The following is a 25,243-nucleotide window of genomic DNA, read 5'->3' as shown; positions in this document are numbered from 1 at the left end:
ATAACACAATCCCCTATGAAAAGTAAAAGGATTAATAATAATCATCCGGTAAACATAATTTCAAATTTCGCTCCTCCTAAGTCCGAACGTTTAACACGGATCTTTCCATTTGATTGTCCAATAATCGCTCGCGCAATTGCTAAACCTAGTCCTGTTTCGCCGCCTTTCCCCTTTACAAATCGATGGAAAATATGCGGTATTAATTCTTCCGATACTCCTTCCCCATCATCTTCAATAGTGATCATAATATTCTTATTTTGTTCGAAAATATGGAGATGTACTTTTGATTTAGCGTGTCGAATCGCATTAAACGTTAAATTTAATATTGCACGTAATAGCTTTTCTTCATCAGCATATAAATTTGGAGAGCCATCGATCGTATGTTTTAATTCGATTCCTTTTTCATTCACAATTGGGAGTGTTCGATCAATCACCTGCTCCAGAATTTTCGAAAGCTGCAAGTTTTCAGGAGTATAGACGTCAGGTTCACTATCCAATTTCGCTAATAAGATCATTTCATTAATGATTTTTTTTAAACGATTTACTTCTGTTACCATCATTTCAAGGCCTTTTTCTTCTTCTTGCTCATCAAAAATCTTATCTCGTATCCCTTCCGCATAACCTTGGATGGTCATCAGTGGTGTTTTTAACTCATGACTAGCATTTTGGAAAAAGGTTTGCTGAGAGTTAATGTAACGTTCCAGCTCCTTTGCCATATCATATACACTTTGCTCAACTTCTTTGATTTCCCCTGTTGCTTTAATTCTCTCAATTGCATTAAACTGTCTTTTTTCTATTTTCTTTAATTGCTTTTTTAATTGGGAAAGTGGTGTCACAAGCTTGCTAGTTAAGAAATAACTTAAAATAATCGCGATAGCACCACCAAATAAAAACACGATCATTAATCGAAAAATAAAGCTTTGTTGAACGGATTCCAGATCGCTTAAAGGTGTTAAGAGAATCAATTCAACTCCAGTGCTTTCTGGTGTAAAAATAATACGTGATGTAACAAATTTATCACCCTTATATTCCCATAAAGTCTTGTCTTTATCGGAAAAATCATTTTTTTTAAAAAAACCAGCAACAACATTTTCCGGAAGCGTCGGGGATACAGCAACATTTTGATTTCTATCATAAATGAACATTTGTAAGCCTTGATCTTCCAGTAAATTATTTAAATTACTAAGGTTTGTACCTTCATATTGATTGTTTAAAACATCGACGATTAAGTCTCCTTTTTGCCGTAATTGTCGCTGTTCATCTTGAATAAGCATATCTAAAATCAGTGAGTATATAACATAACCTGTTATTGCTAGAATCACTAGCAATAACGTTGTAAAAGCAGCATTTAATTGAGATTGTAATCTCATGTTGTATCTCCTTCATGACGAAGCCGATAACCATATCCCCATACTGTTTCTAATGGTAGATCAGGTAATTTTTTACGAATTCGTTTTACTAAATCATCCACCGCACGGTCACTTCCGAAATAATTATCTCCCCAAATTTTAACTAATAGCTCATCCCTTGAAAATGCACGGTTAACATTTTCTACAAGAATGAACAACATATCGAATTCTTTGGTTGTTACTTCACATTCTTCATTATTAAAAAATATTCGACGTTCTTCTCTATCTATAGTTAGCTTATCGACGGTTATTCTTCCATCGCTCGCCTCTAGCGTTTTAAAAGTTGTACTTGAACGTTTAAATAATCTTTTTACTCTTGCAACCAATTCTCTAGGGCTAAATGGCTTTGTTAAATAATCATCGCTACCAAGCTCCAAACCAAGGATTTTATCAATTTCTTCATCTTTTGCAGAAATAATAATGATCGGAACTTCACTTTCCTTTCGAATTCTTTTACAAAATTCGTAACCATCCATTCCCGGAAGCATAATATCTAATATCCACATATTCGGAGGACATGTTTGCCATAACTCCCAAGCCTCCTCAGCGGACTCAAGTAAACTAACCATAAACCCTTCATTTTTTAAATATGCTGATACTATATTACGTATATTTGAATCATCTTCGACAATACCGATATGATTATTCATATAGCTTCACCTTTTCTCGATTTATTTATTTCTATTTTCACATAAAGTATTCGATGTTACAGCTAAAACGGTTTTACACAATTATTCCACATTTATACCAAATGATTACCAAAGTAAGTGGGTATACTATAAAGTAACAATGGGAACTTTATCAAAGGCATTTTTTGCTAATAAAGTGACCGTTTCATTATATCAGGCCGTAACAAACATCTATTCGCGTCCCCCAGACTCCCCTCGGCGCTTTCGGATGTTTGCTTATAGGCCTGTACTCTAATTTTCTAAAAGGGTGTGAGGTAAATGGATTACAAAGATGAAAATCAGCACAATACGCTAAATAAAAATACAGAAGAATTCGAGAAAAATGAAGTAACCAACCAGGCTTCCAATCAGCACTTCACCAAAGAAACAAAAAATAATGATACTTTTGCTGATAACCATTCAACCTCAAAAACAAAAAATCCTAAAAATAAATCTTTGCTGCATTTTGTATTAGGGGGAATCTCCGGTGGTATTGTATCTGTTATTTTAATTATAGCATTAGTTTTTACAAATGTTATCCCCCTAAACAATGGAGGTAATAAGGGATCCTCTTCTGCAGAAGAAAATAAATCTCCTGAAGTAATTGAGACACTTGCCTCAGAGGATGCAGATGTTGCGACAAATATTGAGGAAACATCCAAAGCAGTTGTTGGTGTCATTAATATGCAACAACAAAACATTTGGACGGAAAGTGAGGAAGCAGGAACAGGTTCTGGGATTATCTATAAAAAGGAAAATGGTAAAGCATATGTGCTAACAAATCACCATGTGGTAGAAGGTGCAGAGGAAGTAGAGGTAGCGGTTAATTATTCAGATAAACGCCTAAAAGCAAAAGTATTAGGAACAGATGAATTAACAGACTTAGCTGTTTTACAGATTGATGGAGATAAAATAACTACTATTGCTAATATGGGTTCTTCCAAAGATCTTAAAGTAGGTGAAAATGTGATGGCAATTGGTAACCCATTAGGTATGGAATTTGCCAATACTGTTACAAAAGGTGTAATTAGTGGTTTAGACCGCTCGGTTCCAATCGATACAAATAGAGATGGACAACCTGATTGGATAACAGAAGTGATTCAAACTGATGCTGCTATTAACCCCGGTAACAGTGGTGGAGCACTTGTTAATGGCAACGGTGCAGTTATCGGGATTAATTCTATGAAAATTGCTCGCCAAGAAGTAGAGGGAATTGGTTTTGCTATTCCTGTAGACGCTGCATTGCCAATTGCTGAAAAATTGGAGACAGAAGGAGAAATTAAGCGGCCAATGATCGGTATTACAACCGCTGCTATTAACCAAGTTCCACCTCAATACCGCATGAATTTCCCACTACCTGAAAATGTAAAAGGCGGTATGGTAATTGCAGAGGTGCAAGAAGGTTCACCTGCGGCTAAGGCTGGACTTCAAAAATTTGATATCATCACTAAAATTAACGGAAAAGAAGTTACATCCATCTTAGAACTACGTAAGCTTCTTTACTCTGAAGCTTCCATTGGAGATAAAGTTGAAATTGAATACTATCGAGACGGCAAGAAAAAGACAACAAGCATAACTCTTGAAGCAAGAGATAATGCTGAAGAAAACACCGGACAATAGAAGAACTTTTCCTCCAAGCTGCTGCTTGGGGGATTTTTTAGTATCTGTTATAGAAATTAGCTTGTTCGGCACTACAACTTTTTGGATCAATTGCTTCGACTTGGCTGCGTTTTGGTTCGACTTTGATAACGGTTGGCTCGAATCGGCGACGCTCTGGTCCGACTTTGGAGCGTTCTGTTTCCACTTTACGGCATTCTGTTTCCACTTTATGGCATTCTGTTTCCACTTTACGGCATTCTGTTTCGACTTTACGGCATTCTGTTTCGACTTTATGGCGCGCTGTGGCGTTCTAGTCCGATGTTCGTCCTAATGTGTTCAGAAAAAAGAGATCAGCATCGTAGCGCTGATCTACCTTTAATACGTCATTGCCAAATAATACTGATTTTTAAGCTTAGCCTAAAAACAAATCAAGTATATTGCTCCCTTTCGAGCTGCGCTTATTATAAAATTCCGAGTAACCACAATTTTTACAGTAGACAACTAAAAATTGATTATTTTGTACATCAAGCATTTTCGATAATCCTGTTCCTGTCATTGCAACTTCTTTTTTATCCGCATCTCTACTTCCACATTTAATGCAACCTTTTTGTTTCATATGTCTTCACCTCTTTCCTTTTATACGTCTTTACAGAAAGATGGTTTCAAAAATTTAACATTTAATCCGAATTTTCTTCATAATCTTTGTGATTAGGTGCTGTTTCTATATATTTACCATGCAGGTCTGCTGCCAAAAATGCTTCAACATCTTCTACCGAACCAACCACTTCCTTACTATTTGGATACATTTCATGATAACTTTTTTTATCCCCGAAAAAATCAGAAGCTGATTCCGACGTTCCGTATGCGCTCACCTCTTGCCACGCATCCTCAGCGTCATACCCAACCTGCACTTCCTCGGTAACTTCATCAGGGTTTATATTGGGACTAAAGACTTTTTCTTCTATTGTTCGATACTGATTAAATGAATTCTTTATCGCATGTTGCACACAACGATCTGCAGTTGGTATAGCGGCAAGTCGCTCATAAGGGATATCCCCCCCACATTCACGACAGATGCCATATGTTCCTTCTTCAATGGCATGCAATGCTTTATTAATCGCTTCTAATTCTTTTTCAGCATGCTCATTAAGTGCCACATCTTTTGATCTTTCAAATAATTCAGAACCTGTATCTGCAGGGTGATTATCATAATTGGAAAGCTCTCCAATTGACTGTTGTACTGATTCTAAAGTGAGCCCTAAATGGTTTTGGATCAGTGATATTAATTCTGATTGTCGTTGTAATAAAGCTTGTTTACATGCTGCTATTTGCTGATTTTTAATCATAAAACGATACGTCCTCTCTTAACACGAATTATGTATCTATACTATGTACAGAAAAGGACGGTATCATGCTTTATTTTTGTTCCCAAATCATGTCAATAAGAAAATAGATATTTCCCGGTTTCTTCATATTGTTTTTTAGTATATATAGCACCTTTTTGGGCATTGTATATATAGTATGTTTTGCTTATTTTCGTTTTTTTATTTTCTGTCGTTACATTTTTGTGACACTTTACAAAAAGTCACATTATATAATTCAATAGGAACAAAAATTTAAGTTTGGGGGTCGGTATCTGCCTTTGGAATTTCTTGTGCAACTAGCGGGAGATTTTTTCCCTGTAAGACTTATTTATATAGTCGTGAACCTATATATTACATTCCAGCCAAATTTGTAAAACTTCATTTCTTTTTTTTCACCAAGATTATTCTGTTTTTTTATCATTTTTAACACTTCCTTCTTTAAAATCTAAAAATTTTAGAAAAAGAATATTGCACTCATTAACTCACCTACCTTCATATTTAATAACACCTTTTATGAATGAATATTTTATAATTTAGAGAATTGATTTCGTATCTTTTTAAACATAGATATAGTATATATTTTCTCTAAACTTTTGAAAATTGCACACTAAAATAACTGAGCATCGTTTATTTATGATCAAATACATCACTCTCTATTTCAAACATTTTGGATTTATGTCAATATCTTGGACGCGATTTTGGAGAATTTTTTCAAACTTCTGACCAACAAATATCTCATCACTTCGATCAGATAAGAAACCATAACCGTTTGACATCTAATCGAAGTGAAGTGAAAGCCTCGTGAAATTTTCGCTAAAAATGTAAGAGGTAGACAGATTTCTATTTCTGTGATTCCAACTTTTCAATTTTATTAGGTGTTCAGTCGTTAATGCTGCTGTATATCCGTTTCCAATTACAAAATCCTCCAATATACTGAAATAGCGCTAAATGTGCAGTCCTAAAGTTTTTTCTATGTTTTTGATGAATAGAATTCTTCCTTTTTGATAGAATCGTGAAATGATTCGATACCGGCGTTGTCACAAGGACAGACTTTACGACGTAATGAATGATGAATTTCTAGCTCTTTCATTTTTGATCCATAAGCATAGCTAGTGTAATCAGCTTTACAATTAAAAATAGTTTTGTTCTATAAATTTATCTGCTTAAAAGTTATATACTTTACTTCGTTTTGCTTAATCCAATATTCAAATTCCTCAGATAACAATACATTTAAATCACATAATCGTCCGGTAGTTAGTGAAGTTAAATAAATAAGTTGTTTATCAATAAACCCTGGATGAAAAACAAAATGATTAATTTTATTTGAATTAAGTTGAATAGAGTCCAAAAAGAATATATTTTTATGCTTAGAATAATAATCATATTGATTAAATTGAATATGATGGAAAATAATATTTGGATTATTCAAATCCTCCGTATATCGTATATTAAATTCCTGACCTACTTTTTTCATAACTTGATAGATTATGGGTTGATTAACAGCGTGTAGATCAAGGTAGTCAGGTAAACGACCACTATATATCTTAAATGTTTGCAGTTGAGAAATAATTTCCTCGTATAAATCTCTTTCCTTGAATGGACAATTGAGTTGAGAAAAATTATTTATGTCTTTTGAAGAATAAAATTTTTTTGTTACTGGATTAATCAAAGATTCAGAATCCGTTAGTGGATTTCCACACGAAATATTTACATGTAAACCAGCACATATTTTTTTCTTATTTTTAATAAATCTAAGTGCTTCTATAGAATTACTTGTATTCGTCATAACACTAATATTATTTACTGGTAATTTTTCCAGTACTAGTTTGATACCTTCATTAATACTCTTTGTCATTCCAAAATCGTCTAATCTAATAATTGTCTTCATTCTAAACCACCTCTCATATTGTATTGACCACATATTATAACATGATGTATTGTGAAAATGAAAGGGTGATTAATTATGTCAATTAAGTTTGCATTTTCTCAAAAAGAAATAGATATTAATATTGTTACATATTTAAGTGGGTATTTTCCAATCAGAAAGTGTAACGGACTAAACGATAATTTAATAATTAAAACAAATACTTTTTTTGATGAAAAAAATCAAAAATACTATTTCTTTGTAATATTAGATGTTATTGGTGTGATGATGTACTTAGACAAACTGTTATAAAAAAATTTCAAACTCATTGCCTAAAAAATATTTTTGAAATATTCTTATTTGCAACACATACTCACTAAAGACCCAAGTGGAATGATAAATACTGAGATTCAATTAAAGAAAGGACTAGTCGGTATATTCAGGAAATACGATTACAACTTTAATGAGTTGTTAAGTGACCAAATTACTTCGGCTTGTCTAAAAAGTTTAACTAATTTAGAGTATTTTACCTATAAACTAATTAAAACTCGAATTCATGAAATAGCTGCAGATAGGCATGATCTCAAATAAAATTGACAATGTTCTTACGAATTCATTAATTGAAACTCGGTTAAATAAACGAGTTTCAATTGTCAACTACTCGTGCCATCCGACAGTTCTTTCATCAGATAATCAGTTATTATCAGCTGATTTTTTATTTGGATTATATGCCAGTGCTAAGAAAGATTTTGAAATGCTTTCATTTATTAATGGTAGTAGCGCGAACATTAGTACAAGGTTTACTAGAAACAATCAAACTATCGAAGAAGCATTTAGATTAGGTCATAGATTGTATAGTCAAATAGAGATGGATAGTAAAAAAAATAATTCTTTATTACAGATAGAAACACACTTTTCTTTTATAAATTTAAAAGTGAAAAACTAAAATAATTTGTCAGAAGCGTATCTCAAAAAACAAATAGCTCTTTTAGAATTACAAAGAGAACGAATTTTGAAAAAATGAAACTCGACTAATCAATGCTCGAATAGAAGGTTTTAGAGCCAGCCTCAATATGAAAAAATCACTGAAAAATTTAAAGAAAATAAAGGTACCTTATTGGTTAGTAAGATTTGATGATCAGATATGCCTCATATTCCAGGAGAAATCACCTCTAATTTAACAAAAATATTAAAAAGAAAAATATAATATTTTGATTTTTAGTTTATGTAATGATTACTTGTTTTACTTTGCAAAAGAAAGTCTATACACCGTAATGCTTATGAAGCTCAAAGTAGTTTTTTCGAAATAGGTGAATCTGAAAAATTAATAAAAAAAATAGAAAATGATTTAAAACACTTTACATGTAATAACAAGATGATATAATATGTATAAACTGAAAGAAAGAAGGTAATAAAAATGGACATTGCAAAAAAAGAAATCAAAAATTACTTAAACTACCTGACCGGTATCTGGGGCAAAGTTGTTGAAAATGAAAGTGACTCGATTAATGATGCATCTGAATTAATTTTTAATAGTTGTAAAAATGGTGGAAGATTCTATGTATTTGGTTCTGGTCATTCGCATATGGTTGCTGAAGAAATTTATATTAGAGCTGGTGGTCTAGCATATGTTAAAGGTATTTTGCCACCAGAATTAATGCTTCATCAAATGCCAAATAAAAGTACTTATCTAGAACGTTTAGATGGATACTCAAAAAATATACTATCTTTGTATAAAGTTGAAGCTGGTGATACAATTATGGTGGTGTCAAATTCAGGGAGAAATAATATTCCTGTTGAAATGTGTTTAGAAGCTAAAAAATTGGGAGCAAGTGTTATTGCCCTAACATCCATGCCTCATTCAACAACCGTTACATCCAGACATTCATCAGGAAAGAAAATTTATGAAATTGCAGATGTAACAATTGATAGCCATGCGCCGAAAGGAGATGCAGCATATAGAATTGATGGTGTGGATGCAGACTTAGGACCAACATCTGACTTTACATGTATTGGCATTGCCCAAACAATTATTATTGGTGTCATTACAAAATTGAAAGAAGCTGGTTTGGATGTCCCTGTCTTCAAGAGTTCCAATTTAGATGGTGCAGATGAATATAATGATCAGTTATTTGATAAATACTATGGTTATTGGAAATAAATAATAAAGATGCTAACCTCCCTTTCTAATGGTATAATAATAACATGTTATAACATTAGAAAGGAATTTTTTTATGATCAGTAAAAAACCTAAATATGAAATTGTCAAAGATTATATTTTATCTAAAATTAAAAATGGTATTTATCAACCACATCAAGTAATAGAGTCCGAATTTGAACTGTCAGAAAAACTTGACGTTTCTCGAATTACTGTTAGAAGAGGAATTGAAGAATTAGTCAATGAAAAAATATTGACCAAAAAGAAAGGTATAGGTACATTTGTTAATCCTCTACCTAAATTTTTTGGATTTAAAGCAGGAATTGGTTTTTCATCAGAAGTTAAAAGTCGAGGTTTAGTTCCATCAACAAAGCTGTTAAAACTCGAAAAAATTCGAGCTTCTGAGGATCAAGCTTCGGATATGCGTGTTAACTTAGGTGATGAGTTATGGCTGGTTGAACGTATTAGATATGCTGATGAAGTGCCTATTTCTTATGAATTAGAGTATTTCGATTCTACCATTGTTCCATATTTAACCAGTGAAATTTGTGAGAATTCTATTTATGAGTATTTAAAAACACAGGGTGTTGAATATCAATTTGTAGATCAGCAAATCAGTGCAACTTTATCAGATGAAAAAATTTCAAAGTATTTAAATTTAAAAGTGAACTCTCCTTTAATTGACACTAAAAATATCGCTTGTTTGGAAAACGGAAAACCATTTAATGTCGGATATGCTTTATATCAAACTGATAGTTTTTATCTGATGCATACGGTGTATAAGTAGAATGGAAATTATAAAAAAATTTCAACAATGACACACTCGAACGAAGAATATTCGTTCGGGTTTATTTTTTTCTTTTAAACTTTTTGTTTCAGTATGTTCGTTCATTATTCTTTTTTTTATTTATAGTGAAACGTCCTGTTTTACGCATTGACAACATGTAATAACATGTATATAATACAAGTAACAAGTGAAGGAGGTTGCGGAATGAAAGCGATTATTATATGTAATGATTATGAAAAGAAAATGTTTCCTTTTGATAGAAAATATCAGATTAGCAATTTACCAGTTTTGAATAAGGAAATTATAAAGATTCAAATCGAACAATTGTTAGATTTAGGTGTGCAGGAACATGATATTTTTATTAAGCTCCAATATAAAGAAAATCAGACAATTAATGTATTAAAAGAATACAAGCAGCTAAATTTCATTAAGAGTAGTCAAAAATTAAATGATTTTTTGAAAGAAAACATTTCTCATTTTGAAGGGAAAACTATTTTAATAAACAGTAACAGTTTAGTAACGCTTTTTGATTTAAAACGATTAGTTACTCACTCACATGAGACAAGTGTTTTATTAACAACAAAAAAGAAACCAAGTATTGAAATAATTGGAGCTTATGTTAATAAGGAAAATCATGTAGACTTTTTTTTAGCTCATGCGAGAGATCACTATGTGAACGCTCAAGTATCAGGGGTTTATATGTTAAATCAGGATGCTCTATATTCGATAGCATTAAGCGATGTTGGATTCAAACAACGGATTTCCGGATCGATGATACCAGATATACTATTTATTGAAAATGCACTTAATGATTATATTGAAGCCGGTAATATCGTCTCTGCTATTTTTAATGAAAAACAAGTTTTTTATATTGAGTTTCCTTGGGATATTTTGAATATCAACGAGTACTATTTAAGGGAAGAAAGTAAAAAAATAACTGAAACTCGTTTAGAAGAAAATGCAACTATTTCGGATACTGCCATAATTAATGGCCGTGTCAGTTTGGGAAAGAATTCAATGATCGGTGCTAACGTTGTGATTAATGGTACTGTCATTTTGGGAGATAATGTAACGATTGAAACTGGTGCTATTTTAAATGGTCCGATTCTTGTTGGTGACAATACGTATATTAGAGACTATGCGAAAGTTGAAGAGAATACTGTCTTAGGATCTGATAATAAAATTGGACATAATGCTGAAATAAAAGGAGTTACTTTTAAAGGCGTTTCCGCTATTCATTACAGTGAAATGTATGGGGTTATTGGTCAATACGTAGATATTGCGGCAGCGTGTGTGTGTGGTATTTTAAGGTTTAATGATACACCTCAAACACATAAAGTTGATGGAAGGATTTACTCCGATAAAAATTCTAATGCAGTATTTATTGGAGATTACACTAGAACAGGAATAAATAATGTCTTTTTCCCCGGAGTAAAAGTAGGTAGTGAATGTGCCCTATATCCCGGACTAAACATCGAAAATGATATTTCACACGAAACCTTGGTAATAAAAAAAGAAGAACATATCGAAAAAGAATGGGGGAATAAAAAATATGGATGGTAAGAAAGAATTAAACGGAAAATTCAGATCGCTATTGTAATCCTTGGTGAACTGTATACGGATTACACAATACTGCTGAGACGCTATTAGAGGATTTACCAGATATAAAATTGGTTAGTCTGACTCCCCGCGAAGGACCTGAAAATAAAAAAAAAAGACTAAAAGAAATTGTAGTTTATTTATCTGGAAATTTAATGGGTCTTGTAACTAAAAAAGCTCCTATTTTAAGATTGCTAGTTCTAGGTTCTTTGATTCAAAGATGAGTAACTATGGATTTTGTAACATAGTTTCTGAAATAAATCTAAGCGAAGGTGCTTATATCAATTGGGATAATCTTCCTTCTGGTGTTGCTGGTATTAGTCAAGCTCTAATTTAGTATAATCAAGAGTTATCGCTAACCTCAAAAAGTATAACTACTTTACAAGAAAATTTGGTTCAATTAATTCCTCGGCTAATGCCTTTGCTTTTAACCTTTTCTGTATATGACTACTAAAGAAAAAAGTTTCTCCAATTACTATTGTTGTTGGTATATTCTATTTGGTATTGTTGGACATGTAGTAGGTATTTTGTAAGTAAAAAAGTAATAATAAATGTTAGCTTATATATGAGAAGGCAAAAAATATTATTTATATATTCTTTTAAACATTTTTTGATGCATGTGTCCTTTGAAATAACAAAAAAGAATCAATTACTTTTATGGTAACAGATTCTTTTTTGTTTATTCTTTAAATTTTCGCTGTTCTAATTAGCATTAAATATCACAAATTGAAATTGAAAAAAGCTTAAATAGTAAAGGAAAATATAATTACTTTCTTTTTTATTTTTAGCAGTTTAAATAAACGAGTATCCTATCAAATTTCAATAAATCCATTGTATTCAACTTTTACCAATATCATTATTTCGTTGATTTGTTCTTACATATTTCATTAGGGAGTTACCAAAATATTGTTCTGTTCTAGATGAAAACGATCTGACAACAAAAGCAATGGCTTTAATTTCAAAAAAACGCAAAGAAAAGCTTATAAACAAAAAGTATACGTCTTAAATGAAGAAAAGTTACTAACAAAAACAAATTGTTATGCCTACGGCGCAGTTACTTTTGCAAATACAGTTGTGACAAATTGGCAAGGTATTTATATGATTGCATCAGAAACAAATACAGATAATTTCCCATTTATAGACTAAGAATTTAATGCTTCTACTTAACAATCTCTGCGAAAAAAAGAAGTCATTACTTAATGTAATCGGTTATTTTTTTCATTCTAGGTTACTGTATATTAATCTTTATTGCTCAATTTTTAACAATATGAAGATAACTTTGACTCAACTACTACTTGAATTATATTTTCAACAATAATAAGTTCACCTTCATTTAGACAATCTAATAGTAGACGTTTGAAACTTTTATTTTCATTTGATTCTCCTAATATGAAACCATCTAATGATATATTCAATAAAGTCACTAAATCATAGATAATTAAAAAACTAGGTTATTGTTCTATTTTCATATTCGTCAAATAGTGAGGAGCAATCTTGATCATTGACTCTACTTGTTCACGAGTTAATTATTTTCTTACACGAACTTCTTTTATGGCTTGCCCCAAAATTTTAAAACTAAACTTGTTATTTTTTACTGTGCATTATATATTACCTAACAGCACTATACTGCTCTTGGTATATAAGTGATAGGTCTTATATCATGCAATTCGGTGACGAAAAAACAGAAGCACAATTAAGCCAAAAAGAAAGTGTTAGATGAAATAGACAAACAATCAAACACTGGCGTGGATCATAAAATAACAAAAAAAATCACATTTAACGAATTGGCAATGAAATGGTTGGACATGTATAAGCTTACCGGCAAAAAAGACAACACTATCGAAACAAGATTAATACAACTTGGCATATTAAATAAACAAATGGCGAAAATCCCAATTGATAAAATCACACACCTTTATTATCAGAATATCATTAATGGCATGTCAAATAAATACGAGAGAAACTCTTTACTTGCCATACACAGCTGCGCAGGCTTGATTTTTAAATTCGGAGTTAAATATAAGCTTATGGCAGAGAATCCTGCTAAAGATATTGTAATACCGAAGAAAGTAAAAACGGTAGAAGAACTACAAAAAGACAGCACTGAGAAGAAGTACAGGGAACGTGAGGAATTAGAAACTTTTTTGGAAGCTACAAAAAATAGCGTTTTAAAAATTTCCGTGACTTTTTCGTGACATTTATTTCTAAAATCTATTTCTTGGAGCTTCTAAAATCTTATATATCAATGCCTATCATGATCTTTTACCCAAATCATGTCAATATGCCAAATTCCATCATCCAAATATGCTGGAGAAATTTGGTGGAAACCAAAACTTTCATAAAAATGAATTAAGTACTGCTGTGCTTGTATTTTTATCTTTCCAAGTCGTTGTTTTTTAACATAGCTGAGTGCCTGTTTCATTAACTCTCTTCCATATCGTTTGCCTCGGTACCCTTTAACGACCATGACACGGCCGATAGAAGCTTCTGTATACTTACTTCCCGGTGGTAAAATTCGCGCATATGCAGCTATTTTCTGATTCATTTGTAAAAAAATATGTGTAGCTTGTAAATCAAATTCATCGATTTCTGGATAAGCACATTGCTGTTCTACGACAAATACATCGATTCTTGCTTTTAACAAGTGAAATAATTCATCTTTTTCAAGCTCTCGAAATGATTTAACTACCCACTCCATCTTGTAACCTCCAAATTGTTTCTTTTTTCTTTTCAGTATAACAGGATTTTTATAACACCATGTCGAAAGAAAGCTATAAGTGCGTTCAAAAAGAGGATAAATCGTCCGGCGTAGTTAAGTAACGGAGTGTATATAGTCAATAATTGTTGAGAAACGAAGAACCAACGAAAAGAAAACGTAGCTAACTCGGAAGTCTTTAACACATACTTTCTGCTAGTCAACCTATAATTAAAACTTTGACATTTTACCTTCTATGAAATATCATATCCATTCTTAACGTCTAAAGAAAACGTAGTTAGCGGAACATGGGGTCGGCTAATTAAAATGATTTTTAAAACATTAACATTTCTACTTACTTCGCATCTTACTTCAGCATGAATATTTTATCCTCTACGTATGATGGAATAAGAAGAAGAACCATTTTTTACCGAACTTGTTGAACATGTTCTATTCATGTAACATCATTGAGTTGAAATAGTTTTAATTAATGCAATAAACGAATATGTATTTTGGTGGTCATCATCTTCTTAAAAGTATGTGAATGTTGAAGTGGAAGAACTTCTGCACTTCGATAATAAAAGAGTAAAAGGGAGAGATTTTAATATGATTACTAAAGCAGATAAAATTGGTTTTATTGGAACTGGTGTCATGGGTACGAAAATGGCGTTAAATTTATTACAAACAGGGTATAGTTTAGCAATTTTCACAAGAACAAAAGCTAAAGCTGAGCCTTTAATCGAAGCTGGGGCGGAATGGAAAGCATCTGTTACTGAACTAGCTAAATCAGCTAAAGTGATTATAACGATGGTCGGTTATCCTCATGATGTAGAAGAAGTGTATTTTGGCGAAGGTGGACTATTACAAAACGTCAAACAAGGAACATATTTAATTGATATGACTACATCAAAACCAAGCCTGGCAGCTAAAATTGCCGACATGGCTAAAGCTAATAATTGCTATGCTTTAGACGCTCCTGTTTCAGGTGGTGATATTGGAGCAAAAAATGGAACATTAACCATTATGGCAGGTGGGGAAAAACAAGTATACGAAGATGTTTTAGAACTATTAAAAGCAATGGGAGAAAATATTATTTTACAAGGTGATGCTGGTGCTGGCCAACATACAAAGCTTGCCAATCAAATAACGATTGCCTCGAACATGATCGGCGTTTGTGAAGCAATCGCTTATGCGCTAAAAGCAGGTCTCAATCCTGAACGTGTTTTGGATAGTATAACAGCCGGCGCAGCAGGGAGCTGGTCTCTTTCTAACCTAGCTCCTAGAATGATCCAAGGTGATTATGAGCCTGGTTTTTATGTAAAGCATTTTATTAAAGATATGAAAATTGCACTCGAATCCGCAGAAGAACTAGGACTCTCTACACCTGGATTATCCTTATCTTTAAAGCTCTATCAGGAGATGGAAGAACAAGGAGAAGCAAATAGTGGAACTCAAGCCTTAATCAAGTTATTCACCGTATAAGCTATTTTTAACAAAAGTTTACCAATGATAACATAGTGAATTTTCATTATTGACTTGTTTCTACTCCTGTTTTTAATATGCATACACTGCTTTATCGAAATTACAATACTTCGAACTTTAAACACGATAAGCTAGTATGGTCAGTGGGGCATGTACAGTAGTCCCCACTGATTAAAGTTTCGCTTTATTTGCTTCCTCCTGAACGACAAATGCCAGGTCATTATTACCAAACAACTGAAGGATTTGTAATATCGTCTCTGTTGATATAACTTCTCCCTCTTCCTTTGACACAGTTAATTCCATGGCTTCTAAGAGAGCTTTATTTTCCTTTTGCTGCGGATAGGCTTGTTGGTAAACCTTCATCGGATCTAAATTATGATTAATGCACCACTGAGCGAATGCCAAAATCATTGCTTTTTCGTCTTGTTGATACTTTTCAATAATCCGTTTATCTTTATTGTTCATTTTAATCACCATTTCTTAACATAAATATCCATGAGAATGATAAAGCTTGCTGTAACTCCAGTGATAAATTCTCGTAATTCTTTTGTTTCACCCCTTGTTTAAATACACCAAACCCATCTATATATGTTACATCAAGCTCCAAACAAAGCTTGTGAAATTCCCAAGGCATCATTGTATTACAAATTACTTTCTGTTCATGAAGCCGCGGATAACTATTTATCCGCGGTCCAGCAGTCGGACCTAATATGCTTGCACATAAATATCCCTTTGGTTTTACTACACGCTTTAATTCTTTAAGTGCGTTTTTCGGGCTTTCCGTCCATTCTAAAACATTTATTGCAATCAGCCCATCAAATGTATCATTATCAAACGGCAGATGATTAACATCACCTTGGATGACAGTTACGGATCCAGGAAGTCGTTGTTTTGCATAACGAACCATTTCTTGAGAAAGATCAATGGCAGTAACTTGATATTCTTGTTGATATAGTTTGTATGCACCATAGCCATCACCACAACCGACATCTAACACGTATTGATTCTTTTTGATGTACTTATTTATCAAAGGGATGATTTGCTTTCTACTTCCGGTATCCCACATATGCTGACTCCGTTCACTCCAATTGCTTGCTTGTTCATCCCACTCCTGTGCCGCTTCTTCACTCCAATTAAAATTTATCATAAACTTCCTCCCACTTTCATTAAAAAACTATTTTATTCAAGCTATAGTGTAAATACCTCAAAGCGAGCCAATTCTTGCTTTCAGCTTCTTTTAGCCGCTCTTATCTCCTTAACAGTCCAAATCATACATAAGCCAATCAGGAGCTGCTACCACATGTGCTTCGTTTACTATCGATCGGCAAATTTCCGAAGAATACTCCTTTGGAACAGATAACCAAGCAATATCATTCGGATTTAATAAGCACTGGCTAATCTCTACCAATCCTGCTTTTGCTCCAAAAAGAATTGCTATCTCTGTTTCCCGGTTAATTTTTACTCTATATTTCGGCTTATAAAATTGATTGAGCAACTGCTGCTTTCTTGCCCCAAAATAACGAATATCTATGATTTAACGAATTATTTGCACCCCTCTTTAATTCACAATAGAGGTATTGGTAAATCTGGATTTCCTTGACCTGCTTGACCTAAGTTGATAAATGTCATAGCCTTACTATGCTATAGTCGTTGTACTTTTTGGACAAGCTGGGCAAAATTGTTATGGTAAACTATTCTAACCAATGAGAAATAGTAAATTGGTGCATTTATTCATCCCTTTCTCAACGGTATTTATTATTATTACATAATAACTATTGTCAGAAGATTTGTAAAGTATTTTTCAGCTCTATAAATAAGAAAATTCAAGGGATATTACAAAATTCACATCTCTTTACGATGGAGGAAAGCGGGATTGACAGCGAAGAGAATCGCTCATGCTATAATAAATAATAAACGTTTGCTTTTATCCACATTTAAAATACGTAAGACCCCACTCCAAGGGTTATAGAGAACCAAAGGAATCACATATACCTAGCGAAATATCCATTAACAGGTAATCACTTTATCGATAAAGTGAAACTTCATTCAGTAGGAGTTTTCTTCCATCTCCTACTGAATGTTAGTACCTAGAAGGGTATGACCTAAAGGCCCTTGAACGAATCGGGCATTTAGGTGCCGGTTTCTCCCACTTAGACCCTTTTGTATCAACTCGAGGCTCTTGAAGTGGGAGTCTTAAGGTACCTTACATACGGGATAAAGGTTATTTATTTACGTTTATTAGGACAGAAAGGAGAAGAGGATTGCAAGAATTTTTAATCATTTTAAAAGATATTATTTTACCTGTATTTATTATCATGGGGATTGGTTTTTTTTTACAGAAAAAATTCCAGCTTGAGTTACAAACACTTGCCAGACTTAATATTTTCTTTCTTGTTCCTGGTTTTATTTTTGTTAAATTATATGACACACAATTTTCCGTTCAGTTGCTCCTTAACATAGTTGTTTTCTTTTTCCTTTTAATTATCGTGCTTTATGTCGTATCATCCATTGTTGCAAGAATGATTGGATTTGATAAAGGAAAAGCAACAACTTTTTCCAACAGTACGATATTTTTCAACTCGGGAAATTACGGCGTTCCCGTAAATGATCTCGTATTTAAAAGTGATCCATTGGCCATGTCCGTTCAAGTAATGATACTGACAATGCAAAATATTCTGCTGTTCTCGTACGGAATTTTCTCTCTGCAAGTGATTAAAATCGGCAAGCTTAGAGCAATACTAAGCTATTTTAAAATGCCAGTTTTATATGCTATGTTAGCAGGTATTCTATTAAATATTTTTAATATTACGATTCCCTCCTTTATTTGGGTTCCAGCTAATTATATTGCTGATGCCATGGTCGCTATGGCCTTGCTTACATTAGGTGCACAAGTTGCACAGCTCCGTTTGAGTGCAAGTCTTTCTACCATATATGTAAGCTTAGTGATTCGTTTAATTCTTGGACCAGTAATTGCCTTAGGTATTATTTACTTATTGCAAATCGATGGAATAATTGCACAAGCATTATTTATTGCTGCAGCTATGCCAACGGCTGTTAACAGCTCTGTCATCGCACAAGAGTATAATAATCATCCTGATTTTGCAGCTCAAATCGTTTTATTTTCTACCTTATTTAGTACGATTACTGTAACAGCTGTTATTTATGTATCGAGAATTTTATTCTAAGAGGAGATTCAAAATTCCGGTAAAATGACGTTCGAATTTCATCATCCGTTTGACTGCGAGGTTCTTTTTGGGCTGGAATGTATGGTGTAAAATAAGCAGCCACTATTAGTAAACCGATAGTTATTGCCAAACTAGTCAAGCCTAAAACTCAAACCAATAAGCGAGGATATTAATTAACGTCATAACTTTCGCTTTGATCTAACTTGTTTCCTTAAACACATTAACTCCTATTATAGGATGAATTGTTAAAAGTAATGTCAGAAAGCTTTCATTTTTGTGATGACAATAGCTATACTTGCCATTATTTTATTTATAATAGGTATATCGGCAGTATTTTTATATTTACGAAAAACAATCCGAGCAAACCTAAATGCTCGGATGTTTTCTTTGTATTGTGATGATTAGCTATCCAAAATCTTTATTTCATTGACACACCAATCAATATTGGCCGGGTTAATATAGCCAGTTTGCTCTTCCATTACATTTAAAACACCCATGGCCAAACCAAATTTAATCAAATCGGTTCCATCTAACTTGCGTGATATTCCACTTGCAAATCCTGCTATAACTGAATCCCCTGAACCAACAGGATTAATTGCCTGAACTTGCGGAGAATGAACACGGTATACGTTATCTTTGTATCTTACTAATGCTCCTGCTTCTCCTAACGTAACGACAACCCACGTGATACCCTTAAATATAGGGGACTGAAGTGCTTGTCTAATAGAATCTACAGAGAGATTGCGTTCCCCAAGCAGATCTGCTATTTCCTCTTGATTTGGCTTAATTAAATATGGTTTTTGGTTGTTTTGTAAGGTTTGTCTTAATGTGTCCCCTTTTGTATCCAACAGAACAGGCGTTTCTTCTTCGGCAGCAATTTGCAGCATGTTAGCATAATAATCGTTCATAAGCCCTTTCGGTAGGCTTCCAGAAATTGTAATTACCTTTGCCTGTTTAGCATAATTTCGAAACGCAGTAAGAAATTTTCCCGCTTCTTCTTGACTAATCTCTGGTCCACTTTCAAGAATTTCCGTTTGTTTTCCATTATGAATAATAGCAATACAATTACGAGTTTCTCCATTTATTGGCACAAAATAGTTTTGAATTCCCAATCTCATTAGCTCTGAACCAATAAAGTTTCCTAAGCTCCCACCAAGAAAACCCGAGGCAGCCACATCTTCTCCAAGCTGCTTCAAAACTCTTGCTACATTTAACCCTTTGCCACCAGCTGTTTTACTAACATCTGAAACCCGATTTACGGTATTTTCTTGGTAGTCTGGAAGCCGATATTGAATATCAACAGAAGGGTTCAACGTTATCGTTAAAATCAATGTCTTACCTCCTTACACCTCTAAGCTTATTGCATGTCACTTTTAGCTGATTTCCTTCTTTAAAACCAGAGAATCTTTTTGTAAGCACATTCATGTACCATGTATTTAAATATAAGTTTCAACCCTATTATGCTTTTCCATTACTCATACAAATTTTTATTTTATCGATTACCGTATCTCGCATTTTAGCCTTTGCAGGTGCCATATATTTTCGTGGATCTGTCTCGTTTGGATGTGTGATTAAGTGTTCACGCAGCCCTTGTGAAAATGGGATTTTTAATTCTGTAGAAATATTTACTTTTGTACAGCCTAACGAAATGCATTTTTGAATGTCTTCTCTGGAAATACCAGAAGCTCCGTGCAAAACAATTGGAATCGATGTTAAGTTTTTAATTTTTTCTAACCGGTCAAAATCAAGACTAGGCTCGGTTTCATATAAACCGTGTCCTGTACCAATTGCTACTGCTAATGAGTCCACTCCAGTGCGTTCGACAAATTCTACTACCGTATCCGGATCTGTATAGGCGGCATCTTTTGCTTCTACAATCAAATCGTCTTCTTGTCCGACTAATTTACCCAGCTCTGCTTCTACCGTCGCACCATAAGAATGAGCTTTCTCTACCACTTTCTTAGTAAGAGCAATATTCTCCTCAAATGGATAGTGTGAACCATCAATCATTACTGATTTTGTACCTAGTTCTAACGATTCGACAATCGACTCATACGTTTCATGATGATCAAGATGTAATGCAATTGGAATATCATGTTGTTTAGCAGCAACTTCAACCATTGCTTGAATATATCCCCGACCTGCATAATTCATCGTTCCTGGAGTTGCAGCTAAAATAACTGGTGATTTTACATCACTAGCTGCCTCCACAACGGTTTGAATGGTTTCCAAGTTATGAATGTTAAATGCAGGTACCGCATACCCTTCTTTTCTAGCCTTTATTAACATGTCTTTAGTGTTTTGTACATAGCCCATCTTTATTCCTCCTCTACTCGGTTGCTTTCCTTTGAAATTTCACTTCGCCATTTACTGCTGTAGCATGTATCATCAATTCATTATCAACCACTACATAATCCGCATATTTTCCCGGATGAATACTTCCAAGCTCATGGCCACGTCCAAGGCTTTTAGCAGGACTTAAACTTGCTAAATGCCAAACTTCATGTAAAGGACGATGTGACCAGCTTTGTAAATGTTTAACTCCATCGATCAGTTTCAAGGTGCTTCCTGCTAGTGAACCTGTTTCTGTCCTAGCAGTTCCATCTTGCATCACAACAGGAAATTCACCTAAATAATAATGTCCATCCGGCATTAAACCTGCACGCATACAATCTGTAATTAATACAATCTTCTCGCCTTTCACCTGCCAAGCAAAATTGGCTACATCAGGATGAACATGATGACTGTCACAAATCAATTCAGCAAATGTATCGTTTGTCATCAAAGCTGTACCAGCAACACCTGGGTTCCGATGATGCAATCCAGACATACCATTAAACAAATGAACAAAATTTCTTGCACCTGCCTGAATTGCTCGTTTGGAACAGTCATAGCTTGCATCACTATGACCGATACTTACTAAAATATTGCAATCACTCAATTCCTTAATAAAATCGATAGCAGCTTTTCTCTCTGGTGCAAGAGCGATTTTTACAATTGTATAATTAGCAAGCTGTTGCCATTGTTGGAACAAATCGATATCTGGATCACGAAAGTACTTTGGATTTTGCGCTCCTTTATAACGCTCGGTAAAAAAAGGGCCCTCAAGATAAATTCCTTCTGATAAAGCACCTAACAGACCCTCGTTTGTTGCTTCTACAGTAGCAGATATGGCTTGCTCCAGTGCATCAGTTGAAGAAGTTAATGTTGTTGGTAAAAACCTGGTAACTCCTAAAGACAATAACGCTTTAGAGATGTGATGGACTGCTTCTTTCGTCCCGTCCATCACATCATAGCCGTTTATTCCGTGAATATGTGTATCGAACAATCCGGGAGCAATTGTATACCCGCTCCAGTCAACAACTTCCGCCTCTTCCGGCAATGATGAACTCCATTCTCCAAATCGACCGTCTGTAATCGCGAGATAACCTGCTTCTAGCATTCGATCTTCTAACATAAACTGATCTGCTTTGATGTAATAGTTCATTTCATATACTTCCTTTATTCATTAAGAATTGAAATTAAATTTTAAAATTTGTTAAATACCATCCATGGTCGGATCGTCATTTACATGTTCACGCTTTTTAATTTCAAAAGCTTTTATATTTTCTTTCCCTTCATTTAAAGCAGTTTTTACAAAATCATCTAAAGGTTGGTTTCTCTTAAACAAACAACTTAGTATCATTGGTAGATTTGTCCCGCCAATTACCCGAAGATCATCCTTATATGCTGCGATCCGAGAGCTTACATTAAAAGGTGTACCCCCAGCAAGATCAGCAAAGCAAACCACTCCACTATCTGAATCCACTTGTTCAATAGCTTGCTGTAAAGATGTTTCCAATTCAATTGGATCATCTTCAAAGGGAACCATCACTAAATTTTCAACATCTCCTGCAATTAAATGGAGTGACTCTAATATTCCCTTTGGAAATGATCCATGTCCTGTTATTACTATTCCAATCATTCAGAATTCCCCTTTAAAATTAAAATATTGTTTTCTTGCTTTTTTATTTACATGATTCCGAAATAAGAACCAACCAGTCCGACAACTACTGTAAGTCCTATCAACACTAATGGTGAACGTCCTTTTTTTAATAACCAATAAACCAAAAGTGTATATGCCAAAGGTAACAATGCCGGCATGATTTGATCCAAAATATCTGTTTGCACATTTAATTTTGCTTCTCCCTGTACCCATGTATAATTAATTTTGAAAGCAACATAGGTTGCAATTAATCCGCCAACTACTGTTAAGCCTACAATCGAAGCAGCGCGTGAAACGTGTTTAGTGCCTTCTTTCAACTTACTAATAGCCCTAACACCTGTTTTATAACCGTAACTCATGAGGCCAAATCGTACACCAAAATGAATGATATTAAATAGGATCAAAAATACAAACGGCCCAAATATATTACCATTTACCGCCAATGAAGCACCTATACTTGCAGTAATTGGTAGTAAGGTTAAGTAAAATAATGCATCGCCAATACCGCCTAATGGGCCCATAGTAGCTACTTTTATTCCACGAATGGCTTCTCTATCTTCCTTTTTTTGCTCCATGGCTAAAATGACACCCATGATAAAGGTAACTAAGAAAGGATGCGTATTAAAGAACTCCATATGATCCTTCATAGCCTTGCTCAAATCTTTTTTATTCTTATGAACTGCTTTTAAACCAGGGAGTATAGCATACAACCAACCAGCTGCTTGCATACGTTCATAATTAAAGGATGCTTGTAACAGCAATGATCTCCAAGCTAATTTTCTAATTTGTTTTGGCTGTAAGTCTTGTGCAGGAGTAATATCTTCATATTGATAACTATTAGATACCATCGGTTATCTCCTCCTCTAGAGCTGGGGATTGCTTGTGTTTATTTTGGTTATAATCGTATAGCGCTATGGCTAGACCAATTAAAGCTATTGCTAAGATTGGTAGTTCTAAATATGCTGCTAAAATAAACCCAACAATGAAAAACATGATATATTCGACCTTTATCATGATCCGTAATAACATTGCAAAACCGATAGCAGGCATAATACCACCAGCAATCGACAATCCATCAATAATCCATTGCGGAACTGTTTCAACAAAGGCTGCTGCTTGCTCTGCTCCAAAATAAATAGGAAGAAATGCAATGAGAGCATTAAACATAAACAGAATGGCTATACCTAAATAATTTATTCTTTCAATACCTTTATCATTTGCATCCAATGCATATTGATCAGCTTTATGCATTACTGGTGCAAAGATGGTAAAAAATAGTGTAATTAAACCTTGAACAGCTACTGCAAAAGGTATGGCTACCCCAACCGCAACCTTAGGATCTTGACCAGCTATAACACCAAATGCCGTACCAATCACACCGCCAATAACCACATTTGGAGGTTGGGCTCCTGCTAGCGGAACCATTCCCATCCATATTAATTCCAACGTACCTCCAACTATTAATCCAGTAGTAACATCACCTAAAATTAAACCAACAACAAGCCCAGTAACAACAGGACGATGTGCATGCGTTAATCCAACATATAAATCTATCCCAATAATTCCTGCCCAGATGGCTATTAAAATGGCTTCTAGTAACATTTAAGCTCCTCCTTCCACAAATTAAATAAGCTCCATTATATTTTGACCTTTTTCATTTGGAACTCCTCTTATATCAAGCGTTACACCTAATTCATCAAGGCGTTTAAAGGCTTTAATATCCTTTTCATCTACAGAAACTGTTGCAGAGATCTGTTTTTTTCCTTCTTCATAATGCATATTTCCTACGTTAATATGATCTATCGGCACTCCTCCTTCCTTTAATGTAAGGGCATCATGTACATCTTTTACGACAAGGAATATTTTTTGTCTTGGTGATGCTTTATGAATGACGTCAATTGTTTTTTGTAACGAAAAGTATCTCGCTTGAATAACATCTGGAAGGACCATATCCATTAAACTTTGTTGTACTTTATCTTGTGCTGCCTTATCATTTGCAACTAATACTAAATTAGCCCCTAAATGATTTACCCATGTTACCCCTACTTGTCCATGAATTAATCGATTATCAATCCTTGTTAATAAAATATTTGGTGTTGTCATTTTATTCATCCTTTCTATAATTCGAATTTATATAAACGCTACCAATACAGCTCCAATAGAGACCTTAAAAGTGATGGATTAAAAGGTCGGCAAAAATGACACATCGAATTTCATCGTTGGCTTGTTTCTTTGTTCCATTGAAAAGAAAGCTCTTTTCCTGCTTGGGATGGCGTTTTCAATGAGGCCGTCCCAAATGTTCATGAGTAAATGCACCATGTCACTCCTTAAAATGACATCGTCTCGTATTTCAACACATGTGACGTACTCGTGACAGCTTTGCAACAAGGGTTCCTAATTTTAGCCGACCTAGTCCTTTTCATTTTCTTTTTGAACTTACATTTAAAA

The 25,243-nt window shown here is 33.9% G+C and carries 25 protein-coding genes; 9 read left to right on the top strand and 16 right to left on the bottom strand.

The features are described 5' to 3' along the window. Positions 1 to 41 precede the first annotated feature (41 nt). Positions 42 to 1,370 (bottom strand): sensor histidine kinase, encoded by a 1,329-nt coding sequence (locus KQI21_RS15170; RefSeq protein ID WP_216485071.1) that lies wholly within the window; start codon positions 1,368 to 1,370, stop codon positions 42 to 44. Next, a complete protein-coding gene (locus KQI21_RS15165) occupies positions 1,367 to 2,059 on the bottom strand; it encodes a response regulator transcription factor (RefSeq protein WP_216485070.1) in 693 nt (230 codons plus the stop codon). Before KQI21_RS15165 ends, KQI21_RS15170 begins: the two co-directional genes overlap by 4 nt. Before the next feature lie 297 nt (positions 2,060 to 2,356). On the opposite strand from KQI21_RS15165, the gene KQI21_RS15160 reads away from it, so the two are divergent. Continuing rightward, positions 2,357 to 3,697 (top strand): S1C family serine protease, encoded by a 1,341-nt coding sequence (locus KQI21_RS15160; protein WP_216485069.1) that lies wholly within the window; start codon positions 2,357 to 2,359, stop codon positions 3,695 to 3,697. A gap of 391 nt (positions 3,698 to 4,088) precedes the next feature. Here the strand turns inward: KQI21_RS15160 and KQI21_RS15155 are convergent, their stop codons facing one another. From KQI21_RS15155 to KQI21_RS15145, 3 genes are all read right to left on the bottom strand, one after another. Beyond that, the gene (locus KQI21_RS15155) at positions 4,089 to 4,292 is read right to left on the bottom strand and encodes a zinc ribbon domain-containing protein (protein WP_216485068.1); all 204 of its coding nucleotides are present in this window, start codon (positions 4,290 to 4,292) and stop codon (positions 4,089 to 4,091) included. A 61-nt stretch (positions 4,293 to 4,353) separates the two neighbouring features. Beyond that, a complete protein-coding gene (locus tag KQI21_RS15150; RefSeq protein ID WP_216485067.1) occupies positions 4,354 to 5,022 on the bottom strand; it encodes a TraR/DksA C4-type zinc finger protein in 669 nt (222 codons plus the stop codon). A gap of 1,165 nt (positions 5,023 to 6,187) precedes the next feature. Beyond that, the gene (locus KQI21_RS15145) at positions 6,188 to 6,928 is read right to left on the bottom strand and encodes a ChbG/HpnK family deacetylase (protein WP_216485066.1); all 741 of its coding nucleotides are present in this window, start codon (positions 6,926 to 6,928) and stop codon (positions 6,188 to 6,190) included. A gap of 75 nt (positions 6,929 to 7,003) precedes the next feature. Here KQI21_RS15145 and KQI21_RS15140 point away from each other — a divergent pair, with 75 nt between their 5' ends. The 6 genes from KQI21_RS15140 to KQI21_RS15115 all read left to right on the top strand — a co-directional run bounded on the left by KQI21_RS15140 (position 7,004) and on the right by KQI21_RS15115 (position 13,643). Further along, on the top strand, positions 7,004 to 7,216 hold the full coding sequence (locus KQI21_RS15140) for a hypothetical protein (protein WP_216485065.1): 213 nt from the start codon (positions 7,004 to 7,006) through the stop codon (positions 7,214 to 7,216). Positions 7,217 to 7,481: 265 nt separating this feature from the next. Continuing rightward, entirely contained in the window at positions 7,482 to 7,850 is a 369-nt protein-coding gene (locus KQI21_RS15135) for a hypothetical protein (RefSeq protein WP_216485064.1), read from the top strand. Positions 7,851 to 8,321: 471 nt separating this feature from the next. Beyond that, positions 8,322 to 9,065 (top strand): SIS domain-containing protein, encoded by a 744-nt coding sequence (locus tag KQI21_RS15130; RefSeq protein ID WP_216485063.1) that lies wholly within the window; start codon positions 8,322 to 8,324, stop codon positions 9,063 to 9,065. 73 nt (positions 9,066 to 9,138) lie between these two features. After that, entirely contained in the window at positions 9,139 to 9,849 is a 711-nt protein-coding gene (locus KQI21_RS15125) for a GntR family transcriptional regulator (protein ID WP_216485062.1), read from the top strand. 204 nt (positions 9,850 to 10,053) lie between these two features. Beyond that, a complete protein-coding gene (locus KQI21_RS15120; RefSeq protein WP_216485061.1) occupies positions 10,054 to 11,412 on the top strand; it encodes a DapH/DapD/GlmU-related protein in 1,359 nt (452 codons plus the stop codon). A gap of 1,745 nt (positions 11,413 to 13,157) precedes the next feature. After that, positions 13,158 to 13,643, top strand: coding sequence for a tyrosine-type recombinase/integrase (locus KQI21_RS15115; protein WP_216485060.1), 486 nt, complete (start codon positions 13,158 to 13,160; stop codon positions 13,641 to 13,643). Between the two features lie 47 nt (positions 13,644 to 13,690). Here KQI21_RS15115 and KQI21_RS15110 read toward each other — a convergent pair whose 3' ends face one another. Then, positions 13,691 to 14,146, bottom strand: coding sequence for a GNAT family N-acetyltransferase (locus KQI21_RS15110; protein ID WP_216485059.1), 456 nt, complete (start codon positions 14,144 to 14,146; stop codon positions 13,691 to 13,693). 603 nt (positions 14,147 to 14,749) lie between these two features. Here KQI21_RS15110 and KQI21_RS15105 point away from each other — a divergent pair. Next, entirely contained in the window at positions 14,750 to 15,625 is an 876-nt protein-coding gene (locus KQI21_RS15105; RefSeq protein WP_216485058.1) for an NAD(P)-dependent oxidoreductase, read from the top strand. A gap of 171 nt (positions 15,626 to 15,796) precedes the next feature. Here KQI21_RS15105 and yxiS read toward each other — a convergent pair whose 3' ends face one another. The 3 genes from yxiS to KQI21_RS15090 form a co-directional block, all read right to left on the bottom strand. Further along, a complete protein-coding gene (gene yxiS, locus KQI21_RS15100; protein ID WP_216485057.1) occupies positions 15,797 to 16,090 on the bottom strand; it encodes a protein YxiS in 294 nt (97 codons plus the stop codon). A 1-nt stretch (position 16,091) separates the two neighbouring features. After that, on the bottom strand, positions 16,092 to 16,772 hold the full coding sequence (locus KQI21_RS15095; protein WP_216485056.1) for a class I SAM-dependent methyltransferase: 681 nt from the start codon (positions 16,770 to 16,772) through the stop codon (positions 16,092 to 16,094). Positions 16,773 to 16,880: 108 nt separating this feature from the next. After that, positions 16,881 to 17,120 carry a hypothetical protein gene (locus tag KQI21_RS15090; protein ID WP_216485055.1) on the bottom strand — a complete coding sequence of 80 codons (240 nt, stop codon included), beginning with the start codon at positions 17,118 to 17,120 and terminating at the stop codon, positions 16,881 to 16,883. A gap of 766 nt (positions 17,121 to 17,886) precedes the next feature. Here KQI21_RS15090 and KQI21_RS15085 point away from each other — a divergent pair. Continuing rightward, entirely contained in the window at positions 17,887 to 18,810 is a 924-nt protein-coding gene (locus KQI21_RS15085) for an AEC family transporter (RefSeq protein ID WP_216485054.1), read from the top strand. Between the two features lie 401 nt (positions 18,811 to 19,211). Here the strand turns inward: KQI21_RS15085 and KQI21_RS15080 are convergent, their stop codons facing one another. The 7 genes from KQI21_RS15080 to agaV all read right to left on the bottom strand — a co-directional run bounded on the left by KQI21_RS15080 (position 19,212) and on the right by agaV (position 24,898). After that, positions 19,212 to 20,141, bottom strand: a complete 930-nt coding sequence (locus tag KQI21_RS15080) for a hexose kinase (protein WP_216485053.1) — start codon at positions 20,139 to 20,141, stop codon at positions 19,212 to 19,214. A 127-nt stretch (positions 20,142 to 20,268) separates the two neighbouring features. Next, complete coding sequence (fba, locus tag KQI21_RS15075; protein WP_216485052.1) at positions 20,269 to 21,126, bottom strand: class II fructose-1,6-bisphosphate aldolase; 858 nt, start codon at positions 21,124 to 21,126, stop codon at positions 20,269 to 20,271. A 13-nt stretch (positions 21,127 to 21,139) separates the two neighbouring features. Continuing rightward, on the bottom strand, positions 21,140 to 22,297 hold the full coding sequence (gene nagA, locus KQI21_RS15070) for an N-acetylglucosamine-6-phosphate deacetylase (RefSeq protein ID WP_216485051.1): 1,158 nt from the start codon (positions 22,295 to 22,297) through the stop codon (positions 21,140 to 21,142). 51 nt (positions 22,298 to 22,348) lie between these two features. Continuing rightward, a complete protein-coding gene (locus KQI21_RS15065) occupies positions 22,349 to 22,774 on the bottom strand; it encodes a PTS sugar transporter subunit IIA (RefSeq protein ID WP_216485050.1) in 426 nt (141 codons plus the stop codon). A gap of 47 nt (positions 22,775 to 22,821) precedes the next feature. Next, positions 22,822 to 23,643 (bottom strand): PTS system mannose/fructose/sorbose family transporter subunit IID, encoded by an 822-nt coding sequence (locus KQI21_RS15060; protein ID WP_216485049.1) that lies wholly within the window; start codon positions 23,641 to 23,643, stop codon positions 22,822 to 22,824. Then, positions 23,633 to 24,397, bottom strand: coding sequence for a PTS N-acetylgalactosamine transporter subunit IIC (gene agaW, locus KQI21_RS15055; protein ID WP_216485048.1), 765 nt, complete (start codon positions 24,395 to 24,397; stop codon positions 23,633 to 23,635). Before agaW ends, KQI21_RS15060 begins: the two co-directional genes overlap by 11 nt. A gap of 21 nt (positions 24,398 to 24,418) precedes the next feature. Further along, positions 24,419 to 24,898, bottom strand: a complete 480-nt coding sequence (gene agaV, locus KQI21_RS15050) for a PTS N-acetylgalactosamine transporter subunit IIB (protein ID WP_216485047.1) — start codon at positions 24,896 to 24,898, stop codon at positions 24,419 to 24,421. Positions 24,899 to 25,243: the final 345 nt, after the last annotated feature.

This window comes from Virgibacillus proomii, assembly GCF_018916875.1.
GTDB classification, from domain to species: Bacteria; Bacillota; Bacilli; order Bacillales; family Amphibacillaceae; genus Virgibacillus; species Virgibacillus proomii_B.
Note: the sequence above shows the minus strand (reverse complement) of the source record. Positions and strands in the feature narration are given on the sequence as shown.